The organism is Sphingomonas sp. Ag1 (genome assembly GCF_000980895.1).
GTDB lineage: Bacteria > Pseudomonadota > Alphaproteobacteria > Sphingomonadales > Sphingomonadaceae > Sphingomonas > Sphingomonas panaciterrae.
The window spans coordinates 13,407-38,193 of record NZ_LAZX01000087.1 but is presented as its reverse complement, the minus strand read 5'-3'; the positions used below and the strand labels follow the sequence as shown (position 1 = coordinate 38,193).

Below are 24,787 nucleotides of genomic sequence, written 5' to 3'. Positions count from 1 at the left end.
TTCAGCCCTCCTGGCCGTCGGTCGCTTCGGGTGCCGGAGCAGCCGCTGCGTTGTTGCTATTGGCAGCCTTCAGGCCGGCCGGACGCGGCGCGTCGGCATGCGGCTTCAGCTTCACGGCGTCCTTGACGAACAGCCAGCCACCCTTCGAGCCAGGGACCGAGCCCTTGACGAAGATGAGGCCGCGCTCAACGTCGGTGCCGACGATCTCGAGGTTCTGCTGGGTGCGGTTCTTGTCACCCATGTGGCCGGCCATCTTCTTGTTCTTGAAGACGCGACCCGGATCTTGACGGTTACCGGTCGAACCGTGCGAACGGTGCGAGACCGACACGCCGTGCGTCGCACGCAGACCGCCGAAGTTCCAGCGCTTCATGGCGCCTGCGAAACCCTTACCCTGGGTACGACCCTGGATATCGACGAACTGGCCAGCAACGAAGTGATCGGCCGAAATCTCTGCGCCCACATCGAGGAGATTTTCCTCGCTGACGCGGAATTCATGGACGATCGCCTTGGGCTCGACTTCGGCCTTGCCGAAGTGGCCGCGCTGCGGCTTGGCGACATTCTTTGCCTTGGCGACACCCGCGCCAAGCTGGACGGCCGTATAGCCATCACGTTCCGTTTCGCGGCGAGAGATGACCTGAAGCCCTTCCAGCTGCAGGACGGTGACAGGCACGTGGCGGCCGTCGTCCTGGAACAGGCGGGTCATGCCCATCTTCTTCGCGATCACGCCGGTACGCATGATCCGTAGCTCCTCAACAGAGGCACCCGCGGGCCCATCCCACAGGTGCTTGTGACGCCCCCTTGAAGGGAGCATCCCAATTTCAACCCGGTATAAAGCGAAGCGCGCCCCCGTCCCGGGCTGGTCGCCCCTCGCAAGCAAGGAGCAGACGGGAGACGCTGTCCCAACTGCAAGCAGCTGGCGGTATCTCTTGCTCTAGGTGCCCTTCACGGGTCCCACGCGTTTCCGGAACCACGGAAACGACAAACCCGCGGGACTCACGTCAACCGCGGGAGGCCGGCCATTACGCCAGCTTGATCTCGACGTCAACGCCCGCCGCCAGGTCGAGCTTCATCAGCGCGTCGACGGTCTGCGGGGTCGGCTGCACGATGTCGAGCATGCGCTTGTAGGTGCGCACCTCGAACTGCTCGCGGCTCTTCTTGTCGATGTGAGGGCCACGGTTGACCGTGAACTTCTCGATACGCGTCGGGAGCGGGATCGGACCACGAATGAGGGCACCGGTACGTCGGGCGGTGTCGGCGATGTCGCCGGTCGCCTGGTCGAGCACGCGATGATCGAACGCCTTCAGGCGAATGCGGATGTTGCTGTCCATAATCCCTACCGATGCGAAAGAGCGGGCCACGTGAACGCGGCTCTTGCTGTTCGTGAAACTGTCGAAGGCGCGGCCAATAGCCCTGCCCTCATAAAAAGGCAACCGCCCGACACACCATATGGCGTGCCGGGCGGCAGCTTTGCGGCGAACCGCTGGATCTTAAAGAAAGATCTTACTTGGCGATCGAGCTGACGACGCCTGCACCGACGGTGCGGCCGCCCTCGCGGATCGTGAAGCGCTGGCCCACGTCCATGGCGATCGGCGCGATCAGCTTGATGCCCAGAGCGACGTTGTCGCCCGGCATCACCATCTCGGTGCCCTCAGGCAGCTCGACGGTGCCGGTCACGTCCGTCGTACGGAAGTAGAACTGCGGACGATAGTTGGCGAAGAACGGCGTGTGACGGCCACCCTCTTCCTTCGACAGCACGTACACTTCCGACGAGAACTCGGTGTGCGGCTTGATCGAGCCCGGCTTGCAGAGCACCTGGCCACGCTCGACTTCGTCGCGAGCGACACCGCGGATCAGCGCGCCCACGTTGTCGCCAGCCTGGCCCTGGTCGAGCAGCTTGCGGAACATTTCCACGCCGGTGACGGTCGTCTTGCGGACTTCCGGGTGGATGCCGACGATCTCGACTTCCTCACCAACCTTGATGATGCCGGTCTCAACGCGGCCGGTGACGACCGTGCCACGACCCGAGATCGAGAACACGTCTTCGATCGGCATCATGAACGGCTTGTCGAGCGGACGCTCCGGCTGCGGGATGTACTCGTCAACCGCCTTCATCAGCTCGAGAACGGCGTCGGTGCCGAGCTTCTGGTCCGAACCCGAGAGGGCGCAGGTAGCCGAGCCCTTGATGATCGGAATGTCGTCGCCCGGGAATTCGTACGAGCTCAGCAGCTCGCGAACTTCCAGCTCGACCAGCTCGAGGATTTCCTCGTCGTCGACCAGGTCGACCTTGTTGAGGAACACCACCATCGCCGGCACGCCGACCTGACGGGCGAGCAGGATGTGCTCACGGGTCTGCGGCATCGGGCCGTCGGTGGCCGACACGACCAGGATCGCGCCGTCCATCTGGGCAGCGCCGGTGATCATGTTCTTCACATAGTCGGCGTGACCCGGGCAGTCGACGTGCGCATAGTGACGGTTGGCGGTCTCGTACTCGACGTGCGCGGTCGAGATGGTGATGCCGCGCTCACGCTCTTCCGGCGCCTTGTCGATGTTCGCGAAGTCGACGGCTGCGTTGCCGGCGACGTTCTCTGCGAGAACCTTGGTGATCGCTGCGGTCAGCGAGGTCTTGCCATGGTCGACGTGACCGATGGTGCCGATGTTCAGGTGCGGCTTGGTCCGCTCAAACTTAGCCTTAGCCATTGTTGTCCTACCTTCTGGATTTCCACTTGAGCCGCACGAGGACTCGCCGTGAAGGCGGCCCCATAGCGGCTGAATTGTCGTTGCGCAAACCCTCTCCCGTCTTCCGGTCGACCCGGAAGACGGGAAGAGCGATTACGCCAGCTTCGCCTTGACCTCGTCCGCAACGTTCTGCGGCACTTCGTCATAGTGCGAGAACTGCATCGAGTAGCTGGCACGGCCCTGGGTGAACGAGCGCAGCGAGTTCACGTAGCCGAACATGTTCGCGAGCGGCACCATCGCCGTCACCGCCTGCGCGTTGCCGCGCGTGTCGGTGCCCTGGATCTGACCACGACGCGAGTTCATGTCGCCGATCACGTCGCCGAGGTAATCCTCCGGCGTCACGACCTCGACCTTCATCACCGGCTCGAGCAGCGTGATCCCGGCCTTCTGCGCCGCTTCGCGCATTGCGCCGCGGGCGGTGATTTCGAACGCCAGGGCCGACGAGTCGACGTCGTGATACGCGCCGTCATACAGCACGATCTCGAAGTCGATGATCGGGAAGCCAACCAGCGAACCGGTTGCTGCCGTCTCACGGAAGCCCTTTTCGATCGCGGGGATATATTCCTTCGGAATGTTACCGCCCTTGATCTCGTCCTTGAAGATGATGCCAGCACCACGCTCGCCCGGCGTCAGCTTCACCTTCACACGACCGAACTGACCGGTACCACCCGACTGCTTCTTGTGGGTGTAGTCGATGTCCACAGGCTTCTTCAGATACTCGCGATACGCCACCTGCGGCGCACCGACGTTGGCCTCGACCTTGAACTCACGCTTCATGCGGTCGACGAGAATCTCGAGGTGGAGCTCGCCCATCCCCTTGATGATCGTCTGACCCGATTCGTGATCGGTCGACACGCGGAACGAGGGATCCTCCGCAGCCAGGCGGTTCAGGGCGACGCCCATCTTCTCCTGGTCGGCCTTGGTCTTCGGCTCCACGCTGAGCTCGATCACCGGCTCAGGGAATTCCATCCGCTCGAGGATGATCGGGTTCGCCGGATCGCACAGCGTGTCACCGGTCGTCGTTTCCTTCAGACCCGCGATCGCGACGATGTCACCAGCGCGCGCTTCCTCGATGTCCTCACGCGAGTTCGCGTGCATCAGGAGCATACGGCCAATCTTTTCCTTCTTGTCCTTCACCGAGTTCAGGTAGCTGCCCTTGGCCAGCTTGCCCGAATAGATGCGCGCGAAGGTGAGCGAGCCGACGAACGGATCGTTCATGATCTTGAAGGCGAGCAGCGACATTGGCGCGTCATCCGACGGCGGACGCGAATCGACCGTTTCGCCGTCCAGCTTCACACCCTGCACGTCAGGGATGTCGAGCGGGCTCGGCAGATAGTCGACCACGGCGTCGAGCAGCGGCTGAACGCCCTTGTTCTTGAACGACGAACCGCACAGCACCGGCACGAAATCGAACGCCAGCGTGCCCTTGCGGATCAGGCGCTTCAGCGTCGCGGTGTCGGGCTCGTTGCCCTCCAGATACGCCTCCAGCACCGCCTCGTCCTGCTCGACGGCGATCTCGATCAGCTCGGCGCGGGCAGCCGCGGCCGCATCCTTCATGTCGTCCGGAATTTCGCGATATTCGAACTTCGCGCCCAGCGACTCGTCCAGCCACACGATCGCGCGGTTCTCGACGAGGTCGACGAGACCGACAAACTGGCTCTCGATGCCGATCGGCAGGTACAGCACGGCAGTACGTGCACCCAGACGATCCTTGATCATCTGAACGCAGCGATCGAAGCTCGCGCCGGTACGATCCAGCTTGTTGACGTAGCAAAGACGCGGCACGCGATACTTGTCGGCCTGACGCCACACCGTCTCGGACTGCGGCTCAACGCCGGCCACGCCATCAAAGCAGGTGACCGCGCCGTCCAGCACGCGCAGCGAACGCTCCACCTCGATGGTGAAGTCGACGTGCCCCGGCGTGTCGATGATGTTGATCAGGTGCTCGTCACCCTTGCCCTCGCTCGCGCGCCACTTGCACGTGGTCGCCGCGGAGGTGATGGTGATGCCGCGCTCCTGCTCCTGCTCCATCCAGTCCATCGTCGCGGTGCCTTCGTGCACTTCGCCGATCTTATAGGACTTGCCGGTGTAGTAAAGGATGCGCTCGGTCGTCGTCGTCTTGCCGGCGTCGATGTGCGCCATGATGCCGATGTTACGGTACTTCTCGAGCGGATGGCTGCGGGCCATGGTCGGGCTTTCCTTAGAGATGTGGGGAGCAGGCCCTTGGCCAGCTCCCCACGATATAGTTTACGTGCGAGACGCTTCCAAGACTACCAGCGGTAGTGGCTGAAGGCGCGGTTCGCTTCCGCCATGCGGTGGGTGTCTTCGCGCTTCTTCACCGCATTGCCGCGGTTGTTCGAAGCGTCGAGCAGCTCACCCGACAGGCGGGCCGACATGGTGTTCTCGCTGCGACCGCGGGCCGCCGAGATCAGCCAGCGGATCGCCAGCGCCTGGGCACGCTCCGGACGAACCTCGACGGGCACCTGGTAGGTCGCACCACCGACGCGGCGGCTGCGGACCTCGATGCCCGGCTTGATGTTGTTCAGCGCATCATGGAACACGCCCAGCGGGTCGCGCTTGGCGCGCGACTCGACCGTGTCGAGTGCGGAATAAACGATGCCCTCGGCGACGGACTTCTTGCCGTCCAGCATCACCGAATTCATGAACTTGGACAGAACCTCATCACCGAACTTGGGATCAGGCAGGATTTCCCGCTTCTCGGGACGACGACGACGCGCCATTTGGAATTCCTTCTCAGATCAACCGCTCCTGTCCGCCCGCCCCCAGCTTTCGCGGGAGCCGCCTGACAATGGTGCGGGACACAAACCTCGAGACCCCGGGCCAGCCGGGATGCCGGCTTACTTCGGACGCTTCGCGCCGTACTTCGAGCGGGACTGACGACGGTCCTTCACGCCCTGCGTATCGAGCACGCCGCGCAGCACGTGATAGCGCACGCCGGGAAGGTCGCGCACACGGCCGCCGCGGATGAGCACAACCGAGTGCTCCTGCAGGTTGTGGCCTTCACCCGGGATGTAGCTGATGACTTCGCGCTGGTTGGTCAGGCGAACCTTCGCCACCTTGCGCAATGCCGAGTTCGGCTTCTTGGGGGTCGTGGTGTACACACGGGTGCAAACGCCGCGCTTCTGCGGGTTCTGCTCCATCGCAGGGACCTTGCTCTTGGCCTTCTGCGGTTCGCGGCCCTTGCGGACCAGCTGGTTGATCGTCGGCATTGAAGCCTTCACCTTTCGTATAGGTTACTTTGCTGGAGCCCTGACAGCACTTGGAATACGAAAAGGACCTTGGGCGGCGATGAGCCTTCCCGGGTCCTCTAAGCATCCAGCAATGTTCAAGCTTGCCCGCGCCGGGTCAGACCCGCCACGAACGGGCGCGGCTATACGCATCGCGACCCGACTGGTCAATGGCGGCCACCCTGCCAGCCAGCCAGGGGGCACCCCGTTTCACGCGATGACCGAGAGCAACGTCTTTTCGAAGCGCGCCGGATCTTCCACCTGCGGCGAGTGACCGAGTCCGTCCAGCGGAACGAGCCTGGCAGACGGCAGCTTGCGGACCGCCTCAGTTGCGACTTGCGGGATAGCCTCGAGGAACTTCTGCAGCGATGCGGGTGCCTGCGCGCGGCCGAACGAGGTCTTGTCCAGCGTGCCGACGATGAGCGTCGTCGGCGCCGTCACGCGGTAAAGTTCATGCGCGATCGGCTGCGTCCGAATCATCTCGCCGGTCTTCGCCTGCGCCAGGGCGACCGTGTCGCGCCCCGCCCCGGCATACATGCCGGCCTGCATCAACGCCCAGCGATCATAGGCTGGTTTCCAGGTGCCATGATAATAGTTGGCGGTCTGGTACGCCCGGATCGAGGCATAATCGGTCTTCTTTTCCCCCGCCCAAAGGGTATCGACATCTACATAGGGCACGCCCGCTTCCGACCGGTCGACCAAGCCAAGCGGGTTGACCAGCACCAGGCGATCGACCCCCTTGGGATACATGATGGCGTAGCGCGTCGCGAGCATTCCTCCCATCGAGTGACCGACGACAATGGCCTTCGTCACTCCGCGCGAGGCGAGCAGACGGTTGGTGTGATGCGCGAGCATCGCGAAGCTGTACTGCGCCGCGCGCGGCTTTGCCGATTTGCAAAAGCCGATCTGGTCGGGGATGATCACGCGATAACCCGACGCGCTGAGCGTCCGCGCCGTCGACTCCCACGTCGCGCCACAGAAGTTCTTGCCGTGCATCAACACGACCACGCGGCCATTGGGCCGGGCCGGTGCGACGTCCATGAAGGCCATTGTCGCGGGCTGACCGACGACGTCGGCCGTCATGGTCTGCACCGGCCACGGGTAAGTGAAACGCTCCAGATGCGGGCCGTAGTCCGGGGCCGTCGACGCCGCTGCCGCCAAGATGACGCCGCCCGCCACCACGCCGATCGCCCACATTGCCCCGCCCCCGAAGTTACCCTGTTACGGGTGTTAACCATGTTGCAAGCAGAACGCCACCGCCTCACCGCGGTCAGTCGACCCGTGCACCTCCCTTGATGACGGCGGCCGGGCGTTCCAGCACCGTGACATCCTCCAGCGGATTGCCCGCCACCGCGACGATGTCACCGAAGCGGCCGACAGCGATCGCGCCAACGTCACGGTTGCGCCCGAGAGCGTCGGCCGCGGTCAGGGTCGCGGCGCGAATCGCCTGCAACGGGGTCATCCCGAAGCGCACCATGATGCCGAACTGCTTGCCTGCATCCTTGTGCGGCATCACCCCGGCGTCGGTTCCGAACACCATCTTCACGCCGGCGGCATTGGCCTTGCGGAAATTGTCGCGCTGGATCTGCGCGATCTCGCGATCCTTGCGCAGATTGTCTTCAAGCACGCCGTTCTTCTTGCCCTCCGCCTGGGTATATTCGGTGTTATAGATGTCCATCGACAGATAGGTGCCCTTCTCCTTCGCGAGACGGATCCCCTCATCGTCGATCAGGCTGGCATGTTCGATCGTGTCGATCCCGGCGCGGATCGCCGCCTTGATCCCGGCCGCACCATGCGCATGTGCGGCCGTCTTCAACCCCCATTGATGCGCCTCGTCAGCGATCGCGCGCAGTTCGCCCTCGGAAAGCTGCTGTTGCCCCGGTTCGGTGTTGCGGCTGAAAACGCCGCCGCTTGCACACACCTTGATCACCTCGGCACCATATTTGCGCTGCTCGCGAACACGGGTGCGCAATTCGTCCGGCGTGTCCCCGACCGCCTTGCCACGCTGGTTGAAGCTGGGCGGGAAGAAGGTGCTGTCGCAATGGCCGCCGGTCGCTCCCAGGGCATAGGCAGCCGGCACGATTCGCGGCCCGACCATCAGTCCTTCGTCAATCGCCTGCTTGTAGGCCACGTCGTTGTAGTTTTCCGACCCCACGTTGCGCACAGTGGTGAACCCGGCGCGCAGCATGGCGCCAGCGTTGCCGACCCCTTGCACCCCCCAGAAGCTGTCGGTGAACTGAAGCCCGTTGTACCCGCCATATATGGGGGTGCTGTCGAGGTGAACGTGCATGTCGATCAGGCCCGGCACTAGCGTCACATCACCCAGATCGATCCGCTTCGCGCCCGCAGGTGCCGCACCGCCGAGCGCGGTGATGCGCCCATCCGTCACGGTAATGACCGGACGCGGGACCAGCACGCCCTTCTCGACATCAAGCATCTGGGCGGCGGTGATGACCACCGTCTCCGCCGCCGCAGGGACAGCCACCGTCAACGCGGCAGCCGCAAACACGAGCCTCGACTTCAAAGAACACCCCCCATTGCCTGCACGGCGCGACGATAGTCGCCGGCCACCGTCACGATGTCGACGAAGAAACCGACCCACATCGCCAGCAGGATCACCACCGATACCAGATAGGCGAAGAACCGTGCCGGCACCTTCTTCGGCCCGATGTGGATGTAGCTATGAACGGCCCGTGCGATAACGAACAGCCAAGCAAGCGTCACCTGAATGTTATTGACCTGCGCCGTCACGATCAGCAGCGACACCAGTGCGAAATAGAGCACCGGCATCTCGAACAGATTGGCGAGATTGTTCGCGGGCATCTCGACCGGTCGGAAATAGCGCAGCGCCGCCTCGCCATCCGCAAAATCCTGCGGTCGCGGCGGTGTGTGCTTCATGTGGCGGATGCGATGAAAGAACAGCGTGAACCAGACGACGAAGACTAGCCCGACCATAGCAAAGGTGGGCCACAGGATGTTCAACGCGGCCATGATGCCCCTCCCCCAAATAAGCGCAGCATGGGGCGAATGAGCGGAAGTGAAAAGAGGGACGGGCGACCGGGAAGCGCTCGAAAAGGCCCAGCTGACTAGTTCAGTGGGACGATCACTTCGTCGGGGTGAGCGACGTTCAGTTCACGCCGCACCAGTTCATCCACCATGTCCGGATTCGCGTGACGCGGATCAAGAAGCGCGACTCGATTACGCAACACCTCTCGCTTGTGATCGAGCGCCGCATAATAATGTTCACGCTTCGCAACCTGCCGCTTGTATTCCCCGAAGGCGAAGATGCCATTGGCACCAAGAACGGCATAGCCACCGAAGAACGCCATCACCATCACCGCCAGCGCAGGCCAGGTGGCGCGCTTCAGGACGGCACGAAAGGTGGAGGGCTTGCGGCGTTTCACACGAAGATTTTCGCCGAAAGCCCTCCTTTATTCAAGCTGTTTCAGCGGGTGCGCAACACGTCCCGGCCGGCATATGCGGCAACCGTGCCGAGCTCCTCCTCGATCCGGATCAGCTGGTTGTACTTGGCGAGCCGATCGGACCGCGCGAGGCTGCCGGTCTTGATCTGCCCGCAGTTCGTAGCGACCGCCAGATCGGCGATCGTCGCGTCTTCGGTCTCGCCCGAACGGTGGCTCATGACCGCGGTGTAGCCGGCCCGCTCCGCAATGCGCATCGCCTCCAGTGTTTCCGACAGAGTACCGATCTGATTGACCTTCACCAGAAGCGAATTGGCGAGGCCGCGCTTGATGCCATCGCGCAGACGCGCCGGATTCGTGACGAACAAATCGTCGCCGACGAGTTGGACCTTGTCGCCAATCTTGTCGGTCAGCGCCTTCCAGCCCTCGAAATCGTCCTCGGCCATGCCGTCCTCGATCGACAGGATCGGGTAACGCGAAACGAGATCGGCCAGATAATCAGCCATTGCGCCGGGCTCGAGCGACAGGCCCTCGCCCGAAATTTCATATTTGCCGTCGCGGAAGAACTCGGTCGCCGCGCAGTCGAGCGCGAGCATCACGTCGCCGCCCGGCGTGTATCCCGCCTTCTCGATCGACTGCATGATGAAATCGAGCGCATCGGTGGTGCTCGCCAGATTGGGCGCGAAGCCGCCCTCGTCTCCGACGGAGGTGGCAAGCCCCTTCTCGTGCAGGCCCTTCTTCAGCGTATGGAATATCTCCGAGCCGCAGCGCACCGCGTCAAGGATGTTCTCCGCGCCCACGGGCATGATCATGAATTCCTGGAAATCGATCGGATTGTCAGCATGTTCGCCGCCATTGATGATATTCATCATCGGCACCGGCAAGACATGCGCGCCAGCGCCGCCGACGTAGCGGTAGAGCGGCAGGCCGCGCGCGTCGGCCGCTGCCTTGGCCACGGCCAGGCTGACGCCGAGAATCGCGTTCGCGCCCAGCCGCCCCTTGTTCGGCGTGCCTTCCAGCTCGATCAGAACAGTATCGATCTCCAGCTGATCCTCGGCCTCCAGCCCGCGGATGGTGTCCGCAATCTCGCCGTTGACTGCTTCGACCGCGCCCTCCACGCCCTTACCCAGCCAGCGCGACTTGTCGCCATCGCGGCGTTCCACTGCCTCGTGCGCGCCGGTCGACGCGCCCGACGGCACAGCCGCGCGGCCGAAGCTGCCGTCTTCGAGGAATACGTCGACCTCAACCGTGGGGTTGCCACGGCTGTCGATGATCTGGCGGCCCTGCAGGTCGATGATTGCGGTCACGTAACGATCCTTCTACGATGGCGAGGACGGGTTTTCGGCGTCCGATAACGTGACGTGCTCCCGGCGGCAAATCGTGATGGAACACCCTCGCCGTGGCGGGGTTGTCAGTACCGATCAAGGAAGGATTCTCCATGGCCGACGACACCTTAAAGCCGATGACCGATCAAGATGTCGCGCCCGCGCTCGCCAATCCGGCCGGTGCGACCGACGATTTGCAGCCGCGCGATCCGCTGAATAGCGCCAGCGACAGCGCGCCCGGCAGCAGCGGGGCCACCGCCGACGGCGACTCAACCGGTGGCAACACCAGCCCGCGCCAGCTGATCAACGACAATGTCGTGAAGCTGAAGAGCGAAGCAGGCGACCGGGCGCGGACGCTGGCCGACCAGGGCAAGGTTAAGGCGACGGATGCGCTGGACCAGTTGGTGACGATGCTCAACGATGCCGCGCAGCAGGTCGATGAGAAGCTCGGCGCACAATATGGCCAATATGCCCGCTCCGCTGCCGAGCAGGTGCAGGGCCTGTCGTCGAAGCTGAACGATCGCAGCGTCGACGAACTGCTCGACGACGCACGCGAGGTGGTTCGCAAGAGCCCGGCGGCTGCCATCGGTGTCGCGGCCGCGGTTGGCTTCGTTGCCGCTCGCCTTCTGTCCTCGGGGCTCGACCAGCGCGACCAGGCGTGACCTTGATGACGGGGGAGCGGACGGACGAGGAAGCCGGCATCGGGCAGCTGGTGTCGCAACTGGCTGCCGATACACGTGAAGCCGCGCAGGCCGAGATCGCGCTGGCGAAGGCGCGCGCCGCCTTCGCCGCGGATCGCTACAAATGGGCGGCGATCTACTTCGCTGTGGCCGGTGTATTGGCGCTCGCAGCGCTCATCGCCATGCTGGTGGGGATCATCTTCACGCTGGCGACCGTCATCGGCCCGGGCTGGGCCACGACGGCGGTTGTTGCGGTCGTGCTGGCGATCGCCACGATCCTCGGTCTGACGGGCAAGGCGCAATTGTCGAAGAAGGTCGTCTCTTGAGCTCCGATCCCCAGGCATTGTCCGTTACGCTCGCCGAGCAGCGCGCCGCTGCCGCGCGTCAGCGATTGAGCCAGACCGCCAGCACACTGCAGGCGCGCCTGAACCCGAAGGTCGTTGCGCGCGACGCGGTGGAAAATCTTCAGGAGACCGGCGGGCGCGCGCTGCGCAACGGGGTCGCCACGGCGCGAGCAAACCCGGAAGCGCTGGTGTGGGCGGCCACGCTTGCGATCGGGTGGCTCGCACGGGACCGTATCGCCGGCCTTTTTGGCCGGCGACGCAAGCGCAAGCACGATCGCGAAACCCCCGCGCAACTAGCGCGTTCGATCCCTGGTGACTGGCCGGAAGCGGCCGAGAGGAACAACATATGACCGACGCGAACACGCAGACCAACAAGCAGGGCAGCAGCGCCGATCACAACGAATCGCTGCGCGAGCGTGCAACTCACGCCTACGAGAGCGCGCTGGAGCGCGCTGGCGAGACGGTCGAGACGTCGAAGGAAGGCGCCCGCGACGCCGCGCACAAGGCGACGGACTTCATCGAGGGCAACCCGCTCGGCGCCCTCGCCGGCGGCTTGGCATTGGGCGCCGTTGTCGGCGCGCTGTTGCCGCGCAGCGAGCGCGAGAAGAAGATCCTGGCGCCGGTGGGCAAGACGGTGAGTGCCGCGGCCGTTGCAGCCCTTGCAGCCGCCAAGGAGGCTGGCCGCGGCGAACTGGAAGAGCTGGGTCTGACCAAGGATGCTGCCCGGGGGCAGGCCAAGTCCCTGTTCCAGGGCGTCGTGAAGGCGGCATCGCACGCTGGCACGGCGGCGGCCGAGGCTGGACGCGAACAGATCAAACCGGCGCACTGAGAGGGTTCAAACCCGGTCGCCTAGGGGATAAGGGAGCCGCCATGAGCAAGCTTCACCTCGTTTTCGGCGGCCGGGTTACCGACCCGCGCACGCTCGACTTCGCCGACCTCAAGTCTATCGACATCGTCGGCGTCTTTCCAGACTACGCATCGGCCGAAAAGGCTTGGCGCGCTGCTGCACAGCGGACCGTTGATGATGCAGAGATGAAATATGTGGTGGTGCACCTGCACCGTCTGCTCGAGCCGGAGTTGCTAAAGCCGGCCGGCTGAGCCACCAACGCCCCTCGCCCCGATTTCCCTCAAGGCTGCGGATGCCTAGGCGCGTCCGCAGCCTTTTATTTGGCTCGTCGCGTGGTTCTTAGGGATGAAGGCTCGGAGCGGACGCACTGGGGCTGCAACGCGTCGCTGCAGCCTCAGGCTCTATCCCTCACAATCAAATGAATTCGATCTTGGACACCACGTAATAGCGGTCGCCGGCCGGCACCGACACCTCTACCTCGTCATCCACGCTGCGTCCGATCAGCGCGCGGCCCATCGGCGAATTGTAGCTGATCCGGCCCGACTTCGCATCCGCTTCGGTCTGACCAACAATCTGATACCTGATCGGCTTGTCGTCTTCGTCGAGCAAGGTGACGGTCGCGCCGAACACCACCTTGTCGCCCGACAGGTCGCGCGGATCGATGATCTGCGCGCGCGAGAGCTTGTCCTCGATGTCGGCGATAGTCGCCTCGATCTGGCCCTGACGCTCCTTGGCGGCATGATATTCGGCGTTTTCGGACAGGTCGCCATGGGCACGCGCTTCTTCGATCGCATCAACGATCTGCGGCCGTTCGATTTTCAGCCGTTTGAGCTCCGCAGTCAGCTTGTCGTAGCCTTCCTGCAGCATCGGCATCTTCTCGACGGTCGCCATGTGCGCGTCACCCTTCAATAAACCCGTCCCCGAGCGGCCTCCCTTAGCCGCTTCGCACCTCAAACAAATTGTCGGGGATTAGTTGTGCGACTGCGAATAATAGGCCTGCAACGGGCGTACTTCAAGGTTCTGCGACACGGTCGTGATCGCCTTCGCCGCCTGAATGCTTGCCTGGGCGGTGGTGAAGTACGGGATCTTCTGATTCACCGCCGAGGCACGGATCGGCTGCGAATCCTTCAGGCTCTGCCAGCCTTCCGTCGTGTTGAAGATCAGCGCGATGTCGCCATCCTTGATCCGGTCCACGATGTGCGGCCGGCCCTGCGCCACCTTGTTCACCACCTCGACCGGCAGGCCGGCGCGTTGCAGGTGATCCGCGGTGCCGCCGGTCGCGACGATGGTGAAGCCAGCGTCCACCAGTCCGCGGATCGCGGTCGTGATCGCCGCCTTGTCATTGTCCTTCACGCTGACGAACACCTTGCCGCCGCTCGGCAACACATTGCCCGCGGCGAGCTGCGACTTGGCGAAGGCGGTGGTGAAATCGCGATCGATTCCCATCACTTCGCCCGTAGACTTCATCTCCGGTGACAGGACCGGATCGATTCCGGCGAAGCGGTTGAACGGGAACACGGCTTCCTTCACCGCCACGTAATCGATGTTGCGGTCGATCGTGGGCAGGTCCTTCAGCTTCTCGCCCGCCATCACGCGCGCGGCGATCTTGGCGATCGGAGCACCAATCGCCTTGGCGACGAACGGCACCGTGCGGCTGGCGCGCGGGTTCACCTCGATCAGATAGACCTTGCCGTCCTTCACCGCGAATTGGATGTTCATCAGGCCGCGTACGCCAAGGCCATGCGCCAGCGCCTCAGCCTGACGCTCGATCTCGGCGATGATCTCGGCGGGCAGCGAATAAGGCGGGATCGAGCAGGCGCTGTCGCCCGAATGGACGCCGGCTTCCTCGATATGCTGCAGCACACCGGCGACCACGACATCGTCGCCGTCGCAGATCGCGTCCACGTCCACCTCGATCGCGTCACGCAGATACTGGTCGATCAGCACCGGGGCGTCGCCCGACACCTGAACCGCGGTCTGGATATAGTCCTCAAGCTGCTGCGGTCCGTCGACGATTTCCATCGCGCGGCCACCGAGCACGAAGCTCGGGCGCATCAGCACCGGATAGCCGACCCGCTCGGCGACGTTCAGCGCCTCTTCACGGCTGCGCGCGATGCCGTTGTTGGGCTGAAGCAGGCGCAGCTTGTCGACCAGCGCGGCGAACTGTTCGCGATCCTCCGCCAGATCGATGGCCGAGGGCGAGGTACCTAGGATAGGGATCCCCGCCGCCTCGATCGCACGCGCCAGGTTCAGCGGCGTCTGCCCACCGAACTGAACGATGACCCCGACGAGCTCGCCCTTGGATTGCTCGACGTGCAGGATCTCAAGCACGTCCTCGGCCGTCAGCGGCTCGAAATACAGGCGATCCGACGTGTCATAATCGGTCGACACCGTCTCCGGGTTGCAATTGACCATGATCGTCTCGAACCCGGCATCCGCCAGCGCGAAACACGCGTGGCAGCAGCAGTAATCGAACTCAATCCCCTGCCCGATCCGGTTCGGCCCGCCGCCCAGGATCACGATCTTGCGACGATCCGACGGCATTGCCTCATTCTCGGCCTCACCGAAGGTGGGCGCCTCATAGGTCGAGTACATGTACGGCGTCTTCGCATCGAACTCTGCTGCGCAGGTGTCGATGCGCTTGAACACCGGGCGCACGCCAAGCTTGTGGCGATGCTCGCGCACCTCCTGCTCGGTGACGCCGCCGGTCATCGCCTTGACTGCCTCGTGGATCAGGCCGGACCCTTGCGCGATGCCGCGACGCATCCCCCGCAGATTGGCCGACTGCAGCGCAAGCCACGCGAGACGCTTGTCGCTGAAGCCCATCGCCTTCAGCCGGCGCATGCCCGCCGCGCCGATCGGCAGGCCGTTGCGACACACTTCTTCCTCGGCGCGGACGATCTCCTCGATCCGCTCCAGGAACCAGGGATCGTATTTGGCGATCGCGTGCACCTCGGCGACGGTGAAGCCTTCGCGCAGCGCCTGTGCGGCGACCAGCAGGCGATCGGGCGAAGCGACGGCAAGCGCCGCCTCGATCTCGGCACGCGGTGCGCCGACCAGCCGCTCAACCCGGTCGAAGCCGCTGAGGCCGGTCTCCAGACCACGCAGCGCCTTCTGCATCGATTCGTGAATGTTGCGTCCGATCGCCATGACTTCGCCGACGCTCTTCATCGCAGTCGACAGAACCGCCTCGGCGCCCTTGAACTTCTCGAAGGCGAAGCGTGGGATCTTGGTGACGACATAGTCGATCGTCGGCTCGAAGCTCGCGGGCGTCGCGCCGGTGATGTCGTTCTCGATCTCGTCGAGCGTATAGCCCACCGCCAGCTTCGCCGCGACCTTGGCGATCGGAAAACCGGTGGCCTTCGACGCCAGCGCAGACGAGCGCGACACGCGCGGGTTCATCTCGATCACGATCAGGCGGCCATCCTTTGGATTGACCGCGAACTGTACGTTCGAACCGCCTGTTTCCACGCCGATTTCGCGCAGCACCGCAATGCTGGCGTTGCGCATGATCTGATATTCCTTGTCGGTCAGCGTCAGCGCAGGCGCGACAGTGATCGAGTCGCCCGTGTGGACGCCCATCGGATCGATATTCTCGATCGAGCAGATGATGATGCAATTGTCCGCACGGTCGCGGACCACCTCCATCTCATATTCCTTCCAGCCGAGCAGCGACTCCTCAATCAGCACCTCGGTGGTCGGCGATGCGTCGAGGCCCTTGCGGACGATCTCGAGGAACTCCTCACGGTTGTACGCGACGCCGCCGCCGGTGCCGCCCAGCGTGAAGCTCGGCCGGATAATGGCGGGGAGCCCGGTTTTCTCCAGCGCCTCCAGCGCCTCCGCCTCGGTATGCGCGACGGCCGAGCGGGCGCTTTCCAGCCCGATCTTGTCCATCGCGTTGCGGAACTTCTGCCGGTCCTCGGCCTTGTCGATCGCCTCTGCATCGGCGCCGATCATGGTGACGCCGTACTTCTCCAGCGTGCCGTCATGGAACAGCGCCAGCGCGGTGTTGAGCGCGGTCTGCCCGCCCATCGTGGGGAGCACTGCATCGGGCCGCTCCTTCTCGATGATCTTGGCCACGATCTCCGGCGTGATCGGCTCGACATAGGTGGCGTCGGCCAGTTCGGGATCGGTCATGATCGTGGCCGGGTTCGAATTGACCAGGACGATGCGATAGCCCTCTTCCTTGAGCGCCTTGATCGCCTGCGTGCCCGAATAATCGAACTCGCACGCCTGACCGATTACGATCGGCCCGGCGCCGATGACGAGGATGGAGGAGATGTCGGTGCGCTTGGGCATTATGTCTCTCTTGGTCCTTACTCGGCGGCCCCCGCCCCCGCGCCGATCGGCGTGAGGCTGGCTCCCGAAATCTTCTTCACTTCGGCGGCGATGCAGGCGGCGGCCTGTTCGGCCTCCGCAGCTGGCATGTCGCCCGGCAATTCCATCGTCACGTTCGAGGCCGATGTCGCCTTCAGCCGCGCTGTCGCCACCCCGCATGTATTGGGGATGGAGGAAAGCCGCGCCTGCAACTGGTGCTGGTTCGCCGGCGCAGCCTGCGAACAGGCGGCCAAAGCGAGGGTCAGCACCGGGGCAGCAAGCTGGCCCCGCGTGATCAACGCAGCGAACCCACGAACCGTTCGAACAGGTAGAAGCTGTCTTGCGGCCCCGGGCTCGCCTCGGGGTGATATTGCACGCTGAACGCGGGCTTGTCGGTCAGCTCCAGTCCGGCATTGCTGCCATCGAACAGCGACACATGCGTCTCGCGAGCGTTCGCCGGAAGGCTTTCACGCTCCACCGAGAAGCCGTGGTTCATGCTGGTGATCTCGACCGCGCCGTCGGCGAGGCGCTTCACCGGATGGTTCGCGCCGCGGTGCCCCTGGAACATCTTGGTCGTGCGTGCCCCAACCGCGAGGCCGAGCAGCTGGTGGCCAAGGCAGATGCCGAATAGCGGCTTGCCGGTGTCGAGCAGCTTCTGGATCACCGGAACGGCATATTCGCCAGTCGCGGCGGGATCTCCCGGGCCATTCGACAGGAAGATGCCGTCGGGGTTAAGCGCCATGATCGTGTCGAAGTCGGCTTCCGCCGGCACCACCGATACCTTCGCGCCCGCCTGAACAAGGTTGCGGAAGATGTTGTGCTTGCTGCCGTAATCGATCGCCACGACGTGTGGGCGATCCTCACCCTCGGCGCCGTCATAACCGAAGCCGATGCGCCAGATACCGCCGGCGCGATCCGCACCCCAGGTGCCGTGCGTTTCGCGGGTCACTTCCCTGGCGAGGTCCATGCCCTCGAGCCCCGGCCATTCGCGCGCCATCCTCAGCAGCAGATCGAGATCAAATCGGCCATCTGCGGCATGGGCGACGACACCATTCGGCGCACCCCCGGCCCGAATGCGCCGGGTCAGCGCGCGCGTGTCGATGCCGGCGAGGCCGATGCGCGCGTGCCGCTTCATCCAGACTTCGAGATTCTCGGCGGCGCGGAAGTTGGACGGTGCGGTCGGATCCTCGCGCACGATCATGCCCAGCGCATGCGGCTCATCCGCCTCGACGTCATCGGGGTTCGCACCGACATTGCCGATATGCGGAAAGGTGAAGGTGATGATCTGCCCAGCGAAGCTCGGGTCCGTCATGATTTCTTGATAGCCGGTCATCGCGGTGTGGAAGCACACCTCGCCAACGGCCTGTCCCTCGGCACCGAATCCACGGCCCCACAGCACATCGCCCGTTGCCAGAACGAGGACACCTGTGGCCCCATCGGGCTGAGGCGCGTGCGTGGGTATTGCGTCTGCCATGGTGGCGGGCACTCCTGGTAAGCGGCGATGTACGTTAAGTGGGGCGCGCTAAACTCGCCCCTCCGCCACGTCAATCTGATATGGCCTAAGGAACCATGATTCGAGACGATATCAAGCAAGCCCAGATCGCTGCCATGAAGGCCGGCGACAAGGAAACCCGCGCCGCGATCGGCCTGATCCAGGCCGCGATCAAGAATCGCGACATCGAAGCGCGCACCCAGTCCAACGCGCCGGACGACGACGCGCTGGTGGTCGAAGTGCTGCAGAAGATGAAGAAGCAGCGCACCGAGTCGATCCAGATGTTCCGCAACGGCGGGCGAGAGGAACTGGCCAAGGCCGAAGAGGCCGAAGTGGCGGTGATCGATCGCTTCCTGCCCAAGCAGATGGACGAAGCGGAGACGACCGCCGCGATCGAGGCGATCAAGGCCGATATCGGCGCCGCCGGGATGAAGGACATGGGCCGGGTGATGGCCGAACTGAAGGCGCGGCACGGCACCGTGCTCGACATGTCCAAGGCGAGCGGCCTCGTGAAGGCGGCTCTGGCTTAACTCTGAACGCCCCTCCCGCTTGCGGGAAGGTTTTTGGAAGCGCATGTCTTCACGAGCAACACCATGTCGCTGACCCCCGCCTTTCTTGACGAACTGCGCGCGCGCACGTCGCTGTCCGCGCTGATCGGCAAGACAACCAAGCTCGCCAAGGCGGGGCGTGAGCACAAAGGCTGCTGCCCGTTTCATAACGAGAAGACGCCCAGCTTCTACGTCAACGACGACAAGGGCTTCTATCACTGCTTCGGCTGCTCGGCGCATGGCGATGCGATTCGCTGGATGACCGACCAGCGGGGCCTGCCCTTCATCGATGCGGTCAAGGAGCTGGCGCAGGCGGCGGGCATGGAGATGCCCGCCCCTGACAAACGCGCCGCGGCGCGGGCCGAGAAGGCGAACTCGCTCCACGACGTGATGACCGCGGCGGCGGAGTGGTTTCGCCAGCAGCTTGACGGGATCGAGGGCTCCGCGGCGCGCGCACTGCTCGACAAGCGCGGGATTTCGGATGCGACCCGGCGCAATTTCGCGTTTGGATTCGCGCCAGACGCCCGCGGCAAGCTGCGCGCGGCGCTGAAGCAGTTCGGCGACGCCATGCTGATCGAGGCGGGATTGCTGATCAGCGTGGAGGGCAAGGAACCCTATGACCGGTTCCGCGGTCGGCTGATGATCCCGATTCGCGATGCGCGCGGGCGCGTGATCGCCTTTGGCGGGCGGATCATCGGCGATGGTGAGCCGAAATATCTGAACTCCCCCGACACGCCGCTCTTCGACAAGGGGCGCACGCTCTACAACCTCGATCGCGCTCTGCCCGCCGCGCGCAAGGCGGACTGCGTGCTGGTGGTGGAGGGCTATATGGATGCGATTGCCCTTGCGCAGGCCGGGATCGGGGAAGTGGTCGCGCCGCTCGGCACCGCGCTGACCGAGCATCAGTTGGAGCGACTGTGGCGGATCGTCGACGTGCCGACGCTTTGCCTCGACGGGGACAATGCCGGGCAGAAGGCCGCGATCCGTGCCGCGCACCGCGCGATGCCGCTGCTCGCCCCCGGTCGCAGCCTCCAATTCGTCACCTTGCCGGAGGGTCAGGATCCCGACGACCTGATCCGTGCCAAGGGCGCCGGCGCGTTCGAGGCGCTGGTGCGTGAAGCAACGCCGCTGGTCGACCGGTTGTGGGCGCATGAAGTCGCGGCCGAGCCGCTCACGACCCCCGAGCAGCGCGCCGGCTTTCGCGCCCGCATGGCTGAACTGGCCAAGACCATCGGTGATCCGGTGGTACGATCGGAGTATCAGGCAGAGTTTCGCCGCCGCTACGACGAGCAGTTCGGGCAGACCCGCCGCCCGTTCGAGCGCGGCCGCAGCTTTGAACCCCGGCAGCCATTCACCCCCCGGCGACCAGGACAGAAATGGACGCCCCCGCCCCTGCCCGTCACGGACGACGCCAAGGCGTTTCGGGCGGCCGGGATCGACCGGGTGCTGGCCAAAGCCGTGCTCGCCGGGCTGATCCGCCACCCGGCCGAAATCGCGCGCCATATGGAAGTGCTGGGATCGCTGCGCATGGCCGACGGCGCGCTTGGCCGATTGTTTGAGGCAGTGGTCGATGTTGCGCTTGAGGATCGGGAGCTTGATAGCGCCCGCCTCGTCACCATATTGCGGAACAGCGGTTTCGAAGCAGTCGCCCGTGACCTGCTGAGAGCAGATACAATGCCTTATTCCTTTACGCAGCCGACGGGGGATGCGTCGCGCGCCCGGGAAGACCTGGACGAAGCGATCGCGATCCTGGTGACGCAGCCTGAAGTGGATGCGGCACTGGCTGATGCAACGTCCGCCATGCAGGCGCGCTTCACCGACGAGGCGTTCCAGCGACAGGTGGCGTTGGTGAAAGAAAAACAGGCGCTGGAGCTTCGGCTTGCAAATCTCGTTCAGTCGAACGAAGACGCCCGCGCTTTTGATTCCGAGGACGATTGATGGCGAAGGTTAACGGTAGCGGTGCAGAAGACGGTGTTGAACTGGCTGATGCCCCGCTGATCGACCTGAACGACGCGGACGTCAAAAAGCTGATCGCTCGCGCCAAGAAGCGCGGGTACATCACCTATGATGAGCTGAACGCCGCCCTGCCGCAGGACCAGATGTCCAGCGACCAGCTCGAGGACGTGATGTCCGCGCTCAACGAAATGGGCGTCAACATCGTCGAGAACGAGGAAGCCGGCGAGGACGGCGACGAGCAGGAGCAGCCGGAGGACGAGGTCGAATCCGTCGACGTCGACCAGGGCACCGCGCCCGCCGTCGAGAAGAAGAAGGAAACGGTCGACCGCACCGATGATCCGGTGCGCATGTACCTGCGCGAGATGGGCGCCGTTGAGCTGCTCAGCCGCGAGGGCGAGATCGCGATCGCCAAGCGTATCGAAGCTGGCCGTGACACGATGATCATGGGCCTGTGCGAGTCGCCGATCACCTTCAACGCGATCATCGACTGGTCCACCCAGCTGAACGAAGGCACGATGCAGCTGCGCGAGATCATCGATCTCGACGCGATGCTGTCCAAGGGTCCGTCGGCCGAGCAGGTCGAGGGTGCCGAGGACGACAATGGCGAGATCAGCGAGAAGACCGCTGGCACCTCGTTCAAGGAAGAGGACGAGCCGGAGGAAGCATCGTCGGACGACGACGATGACATGACCGAGCGTCGCACGCCGCGCGCGTCGGACGAGGAGGAAGAGGACAATACCCTCAGCCTCGCGCAGATGGAGGAAACGCTCAAGCCGATGGCGCTTGAGAAGTTCGCCAACATCACGTCGATCTACAAGAAATTCTCGAAGATGCAGCAGGGCCGGCTCGACGCCATGGGCGGCGGGACCGAGCTGACCGCGGCGGACGAGCGCAAGTATCAGAAGCTGCGCGAGGAGCTGACGGCCGAGGTCGAGAGCGTCCAGTTCCACAACGCCAAGATCGAGTATCTGGTCGATCAGCTGTACAGCTACAACCGGCGTTTGACCGCGCTGGGCGGGCAGATGCTGCGTCTTGCCGAGCGGCACAAGGTAAGCCGCAAGGACTTCCTCGATCGCTACATGGGCCATGAGCTGGACGATACGTTCCTGGCGACGGTGAACGGCCTCGACAAGAAGTGGACCGCCTTCGCCACCAACGAAGCGGCCGCCGTCGAGCGTATCCGCAGCGAGATCGCCGAGATCTCGCAGCAGACCGGCATGGCGCTCGGCGAGTTCCGCCGCATCGTGAACATGGTGCAGAAGGGCGAGCGCGAGGCGCGTATCGCCAAGAAAGAGATGGTCGAGGCGAACCTGCGCCTCGTGATCTCCATCGCGAAGAAGTACACCAACCGCGGCCTGCAGTTCCTGGATCTCATCCAGGAGGGCAACATCGGCCTGATGAAGGCGGTGGACAAGTTCGAGTATCGCCGGGGCTACAAGTTCTCCACCTATGCCACATGGTGGATCCGGCAGGCGATCACCCGCTCGATCGCGGACCAGGCGCGCACGATCCGTATCCCGGTCCACATGATCGAGACGATCAACAAGCTGGTTCGCACCAGCCGTCAGTTCCTGCACGAGCAGGGCCGCGAGCCGACCCCGGAGGAAATGGCCGAGCGCCTTTCCATGCCGCTGGAGAAGGTGCGCAAGGTGATGAAGATCGCCAAGGAGCCGATCTCCCTCGAAACGCCGATCGGCGACGAGGAAGACAGCCACCTGGGCGATTTCATCGAGGACAAGAACGCCGTCATACCGGTGGACGCCGCGATTCAGGCGAACCTGAAGGAAACGGTCACCCGCGTCCTTGCCAGCCTCACGCCGCGTGAGGAGCGCGTGCTGCGCATGCGCTTTGGCATCGGCATGAACACCGACCACACGCTGGAGGAAGTCGGCCAGCAGTTCAGCGTGACGCGCGAGCGCATCCGCCAGATCGAGGCCAAGGCGCTTCGCAAGCTGAAGCACCCGAGCCGAAGCCGCAAGATGCGCAGCTTCCTCGACCAGTGAGGATCCAGCGGGCGGGAAGAGCGATCTTCCCGCCCGTTCTGTTTGCAGCCCCGATGGCCCACTGCGCTACGATCATCGGCACGGAAATGCAGCCAACGTTGATCGATGGCGCTTAACCGCGTCTTTACCTTGTTTTGCGATCCTCCGGCGCAACTCGTCGGAAGGTATGTTTTGGTGACTCCCAACGCGGGCTTTGCATCGACCCGTCACGCGCTTGACGCCATCGTGGCGGCAGACGGTACAGCGGGTTGCGCCCATGTCGCCGCGCTGGTCGATGGCGATGGCGCCGTGCGCGACCTGGCTGATGCAGTCCATGCGCTCTGCGCGCTACATGGCAGCGCGCCCAGCCTCGTCGAGCGCGCAATACATGCGAATGGCGCGGCGCCGCTCCGCGACTGGTTGCGCGTTGCTGCGATCGGCTTCGATGAGGAGCGGCACCTGCTAGCCGCGCTGACGGCCGCGATCGGCCCACGCCCGTCCACGCCGCGCGCGGCGCAGGCGGAGGCGGCCCTCACTGGCCAGCACCATGCCCTGACTACCCTCGCTTCGTCTGAACGGGCGGGCTGCGCGGTGGGAGCTGCTCTTGCCTTGCTGCTCGACTGGCACGCGATCAGGAACGTGCTGGGCGTCGCGGCCTGTTGCGCGGAAATGGTGTTGCTGGCCGCGGCTATTCCGCCGCAGGAGGACATCATCGCGGCCGCCGCGACGATCGCTCAGAAGCCGGCGCCTGCTCGCGCGCTGTCGTTCGGCGCGCAGCAGCTGGCGCTCCAGCATCGCGGCCTGTGGCAGTTGCTGGCCGCGCGGATGGAGGCACGCAACGCGCTTTGACCGCGCAGCACGGCAAGCGTCTTGCACCCGCCCGAAAATTCCCGCATCGCCATACCCGATAGTCGAACAAGACGGGATGAGGGCATGAAGCGCTTCGAGGGCACGCAGAGCTACGTCGCAACCGATGATTTGAAGGTTGCGGTCAACGCGGCCGTGGCGCTTCGCCGGCCGCTGCTCGTGAAGGGCGAGCCGGGCACCGGAAAAACCGTCCTTGCCTATGAAATCGCGAAGGCGACCGGCGCACCCCTGATCGAGTGGAACGTGAAATCCACCACCAAGGCGCAGCAGGGCCTGTATGAATATGACGCGGTGGCGCGCCTGCGTGATGGCCAGCTCGGCGACGAGCGGGTTCACGACATCTCCAACTACATCCGCAAGGGCAAGCTGTGGGAAGCGTTCACCGCGCCCCAGCTTCCGGTGTTGCTGATCGACGAGATCGACAAGGCGGACATCGAATTCCCGAACGATCTTCTGCAAGAACTCGATCGCATGGAATTCCATGTCTACGAGACGAAGGAAACCGTACGCGCGGTCGAGCGCCCGATCGTGGTGATCACGTCCAACAATGAGAAGGAACTGCCCGACGCATTCCTGCGCCGCTGCTTCTTCCATTATATCAAATTTCCTGATCGCGAGACGATGCAGGCGATCATCGACGTACACTTCCCCGGCATCCAGCGGATGCTGGTGTCGAAGGCACTCGACATCTTCTACGACGTCCGCGACGTTCCGGGCCTGAAGAAGAAGCCGTCGACCAGCGAGCTCCTCGACTGGCTGAAGCTGCTGCTGCACGAGGACATGCCGCTCGAGGTGCTGCAGAACCGCGACCCGACCAAGGCGATCCCGCCACTGCACGGCGCGCTGCTGAAGAACGAACAGGATGTGATGCTGTTCGAACGGCTTGCCTTCATGGCCAAGCGCCAGGCGAACAAGGGCTGAGGAGGTTCGCCCCGCCGGACCGGCGGGGCGGCCGCTCTTCCATCAGACCCGTCGCGCAATTTCCGGATAGGCACCCGCGTTTGGGGTCGCTACGCCAGCCTGTGT

Annotated in this window: 25 protein-coding genes; 10 read left to right on the top strand and 15 right to left on the bottom strand. The window is 64.2% G+C overall.

Translation table 11 applies throughout. The annotated features are described in order from the left end of the window. Nucleotide 1: 1 nt before the first annotated feature. From rplC to eno, 11 genes are all read right to left on the bottom strand, one after another. The gene (gene rplC / locus XM50_RS06975) at nucleotides 2-736 is read right to left on the bottom strand and encodes a 50S ribosomal protein L3 (RefSeq protein ID WP_046408547.1); all 735 of its coding nucleotides are present in this window, start codon (nucleotides 734-736) and stop codon (nucleotides 2-4) included. A 283-nt stretch (nucleotides 737-1,019) separates the two neighbouring features. Then, nucleotides 1,020-1,328, bottom strand: coding sequence for a 30S ribosomal protein S10 (gene rpsJ / locus XM50_RS06970; RefSeq protein ID WP_007406109.1), 309 nt, complete (start codon nucleotides 1,326-1,328; stop codon nucleotides 1,020-1,022). 172 nt (nucleotides 1,329-1,500) lie between these two features. After that, nucleotides 1,501-2,697, bottom strand: coding sequence for an elongation factor Tu (gene tuf, locus XM50_RS06965; RefSeq protein WP_046408544.1), 1,197 nt, complete (start codon nucleotides 2,695-2,697; stop codon nucleotides 1,501-1,503). Nucleotides 2,698-2,829: 132 nt separating this feature from the next. Beyond that, on the bottom strand, nucleotides 2,830-4,923 hold the full coding sequence (fusA, locus tag XM50_RS06960; protein WP_046408542.1) for an elongation factor G: 2,094 nt from the start codon (nucleotides 4,921-4,923) through the stop codon (nucleotides 2,830-2,832). An 83-nt stretch (nucleotides 4,924-5,006) separates the two neighbouring features. Continuing rightward, a complete protein-coding gene (gene rpsG / locus XM50_RS06955; RefSeq protein ID WP_046408540.1) occupies nucleotides 5,007-5,477 on the bottom strand; it encodes a 30S ribosomal protein S7 in 471 nt (156 codons plus the stop codon). A gap of 117 nt (nucleotides 5,478-5,594) precedes the next feature. After that, on the bottom strand, nucleotides 5,595-5,966 hold the full coding sequence (rpsL, locus tag XM50_RS06950) for a 30S ribosomal protein S12 (RefSeq protein ID WP_029936467.1): 372 nt from the start codon (nucleotides 5,964-5,966) through the stop codon (nucleotides 5,595-5,597). A gap of 228 nt (nucleotides 5,967-6,194) precedes the next feature. After that, the gene (locus XM50_RS06945; protein WP_046408535.1) at nucleotides 6,195-7,181 is read right to left on the bottom strand and encodes an alpha/beta fold hydrolase; all 987 of its coding nucleotides are present in this window, start codon (nucleotides 7,179-7,181) and stop codon (nucleotides 6,195-6,197) included. A gap of 73 nt (nucleotides 7,182-7,254) precedes the next feature. Then, complete coding sequence (locus tag XM50_RS06940) at nucleotides 7,255-8,508, bottom strand: Xaa-Pro dipeptidase (protein ID WP_046408533.1); 1,254 nt, start codon at nucleotides 8,506-8,508, stop codon at nucleotides 7,255-7,257. Then, nucleotides 8,505-8,975 (bottom strand): MAPEG family protein, encoded by a 471-nt coding sequence (locus XM50_RS06935; protein WP_046408530.1) that lies wholly within the window; start codon nucleotides 8,973-8,975, stop codon nucleotides 8,505-8,507. The genes XM50_RS06940 and XM50_RS06935 overlap by 4 nt, the downstream gene beginning before the upstream one ends. 95 nt (nucleotides 8,976-9,070) lie before the next feature. Next, a complete protein-coding gene (locus XM50_RS06930; protein WP_231621890.1) occupies nucleotides 9,071-9,319 on the bottom strand; it encodes an FtsB family cell division protein in 249 nt (82 codons plus the stop codon). Nucleotides 9,320-9,429: 110 nt separating this feature from the next. Then, the gene (eno, locus tag XM50_RS06925) at nucleotides 9,430-10,710 is read right to left on the bottom strand and encodes a phosphopyruvate hydratase (protein WP_046408526.1); all 1,281 of its coding nucleotides are present in this window, start codon (nucleotides 10,708-10,710) and stop codon (nucleotides 9,430-9,432) included. Nucleotides 10,711-10,841: 131 nt separating this feature from the next. On the opposite strand from eno, the gene XM50_RS06920 reads away from it, so the two are divergent. Genes XM50_RS06920 through XM50_RS06900 form a run of 5 tightly spaced genes read left to right on the top strand, consistent with a single transcriptional unit; the run spans nucleotide 10,842 to nucleotide 12,850 of the window. Next, on the top strand, nucleotides 10,842-11,390 hold the full coding sequence (locus XM50_RS06920; protein WP_125945520.1) for a hypothetical protein: 549 nt from the start codon (nucleotides 10,842-10,844) through the stop codon (nucleotides 11,388-11,390). A gap of 5 nt (nucleotides 11,391-11,395) precedes the next feature. Further along, a complete protein-coding gene (locus XM50_RS06915; RefSeq protein WP_046408665.1) occupies nucleotides 11,396-11,734 on the top strand; it encodes a phage holin family protein in 339 nt (112 codons plus the stop codon). After that, complete coding sequence (locus XM50_RS19590) at nucleotides 11,731-12,102, top strand: DUF3618 domain-containing protein (RefSeq protein ID WP_046408525.1); 372 nt, start codon at nucleotides 11,731-11,733, stop codon at nucleotides 12,100-12,102. The genes XM50_RS06915 and XM50_RS19590 overlap by 4 nt, the downstream gene beginning before the upstream one ends. Further along, nucleotides 12,099-12,581 carry a hypothetical protein gene (locus XM50_RS06905; RefSeq protein WP_082102831.1) on the top strand — a complete coding sequence of 161 codons (483 nt, stop codon included), beginning with the start codon at nucleotides 12,099-12,101 and terminating at the stop codon, nucleotides 12,579-12,581. Before XM50_RS19590 ends, XM50_RS06905 begins: the two co-directional genes overlap by 4 nt. Before the next feature lie 41 nt (nucleotides 12,582-12,622). Next, the gene (locus XM50_RS06900) at nucleotides 12,623-12,850 is read left to right on the top strand and encodes a DUF4170 domain-containing protein (protein WP_046408523.1); all 228 of its coding nucleotides are present in this window, start codon (nucleotides 12,623-12,625) and stop codon (nucleotides 12,848-12,850) included. Between the two features lie 163 nt (nucleotides 12,851-13,013). On the opposite strand, the gene greA is transcribed toward XM50_RS06900, so the two are convergent. The 4 genes from greA to carA form a co-directional block, all read right to left on the bottom strand. After that, a complete protein-coding gene (greA, locus tag XM50_RS06895) occupies nucleotides 13,014-13,490 on the bottom strand; it encodes a transcription elongation factor GreA (protein WP_046408521.1) in 477 nt (158 codons plus the stop codon). Between the two features lie 78 nt (nucleotides 13,491-13,568). Then, the gene (gene carB / locus XM50_RS06890) at nucleotides 13,569-16,898 is read right to left on the bottom strand and encodes a carbamoyl-phosphate synthase large subunit (RefSeq protein WP_046408519.1); all 3,330 of its coding nucleotides are present in this window, start codon (nucleotides 16,896-16,898) and stop codon (nucleotides 13,569-13,571) included. Nucleotides 16,899-16,915: 17 nt separating this feature from the next. After that, nucleotides 16,916-17,215: a hypothetical protein gene (locus XM50_RS06885; RefSeq protein ID WP_046408517.1), complete on the bottom strand. Its 300-nt coding sequence runs from the start codon at nucleotides 17,213-17,215 to the stop codon at nucleotides 16,916-16,918. Further along, the gene (carA, locus tag XM50_RS06880) at nucleotides 17,212-18,390 is read right to left on the bottom strand and encodes a glutamine-hydrolyzing carbamoyl-phosphate synthase small subunit (protein WP_046408515.1); all 1,179 of its coding nucleotides are present in this window, start codon (nucleotides 18,388-18,390) and stop codon (nucleotides 17,212-17,214) included. The genes XM50_RS06885 and carA overlap by 4 nt, the downstream gene beginning before the upstream one ends. A 95-nt stretch (nucleotides 18,391-18,485) precedes the next feature. On the opposite strand from carA, the gene XM50_RS06875 reads away from it, so the two are divergent. From XM50_RS06875 to XM50_RS06855, 5 genes are all read left to right on the top strand, one after another. After that, nucleotides 18,486-18,938, top strand: a complete 453-nt coding sequence (locus XM50_RS06875) for a GatB/YqeY domain-containing protein (protein WP_046408513.1) — start codon at nucleotides 18,486-18,488, stop codon at nucleotides 18,936-18,938. Between the two features lie 63 nt (nucleotides 18,939-19,001). Further along, the gene (gene dnaG, locus XM50_RS06870; RefSeq protein WP_046408663.1) at nucleotides 19,002-20,894 is read left to right on the top strand and encodes a DNA primase; all 1,893 of its coding nucleotides are present in this window, start codon (nucleotides 19,002-19,004) and stop codon (nucleotides 20,892-20,894) included. Next, the gene (gene rpoD / locus XM50_RS06865) at nucleotides 20,894-22,915 is read left to right on the top strand and encodes an RNA polymerase sigma factor RpoD (RefSeq protein WP_046408511.1); all 2,022 of its coding nucleotides are present in this window, start codon (nucleotides 20,894-20,896) and stop codon (nucleotides 22,913-22,915) included. The genes dnaG and rpoD overlap by 1 nt, the downstream gene beginning before the upstream one ends. Nucleotides 22,916-23,089: 174 nt before the next feature. Further along, the gene (locus tag XM50_RS06860) at nucleotides 23,090-23,743 is read left to right on the top strand and encodes a DUF6975 family protein (protein ID WP_125945513.1); all 654 of its coding nucleotides are present in this window, start codon (nucleotides 23,090-23,092) and stop codon (nucleotides 23,741-23,743) included. Between the two features lie 84 nt (nucleotides 23,744-23,827). Continuing rightward, entirely contained in the window at nucleotides 23,828-24,682 is an 855-nt protein-coding gene (locus XM50_RS06855; protein WP_046408507.1) for an AAA family ATPase, read from the top strand. Nucleotides 24,683-24,787 lie beyond the last annotated feature (105 nt).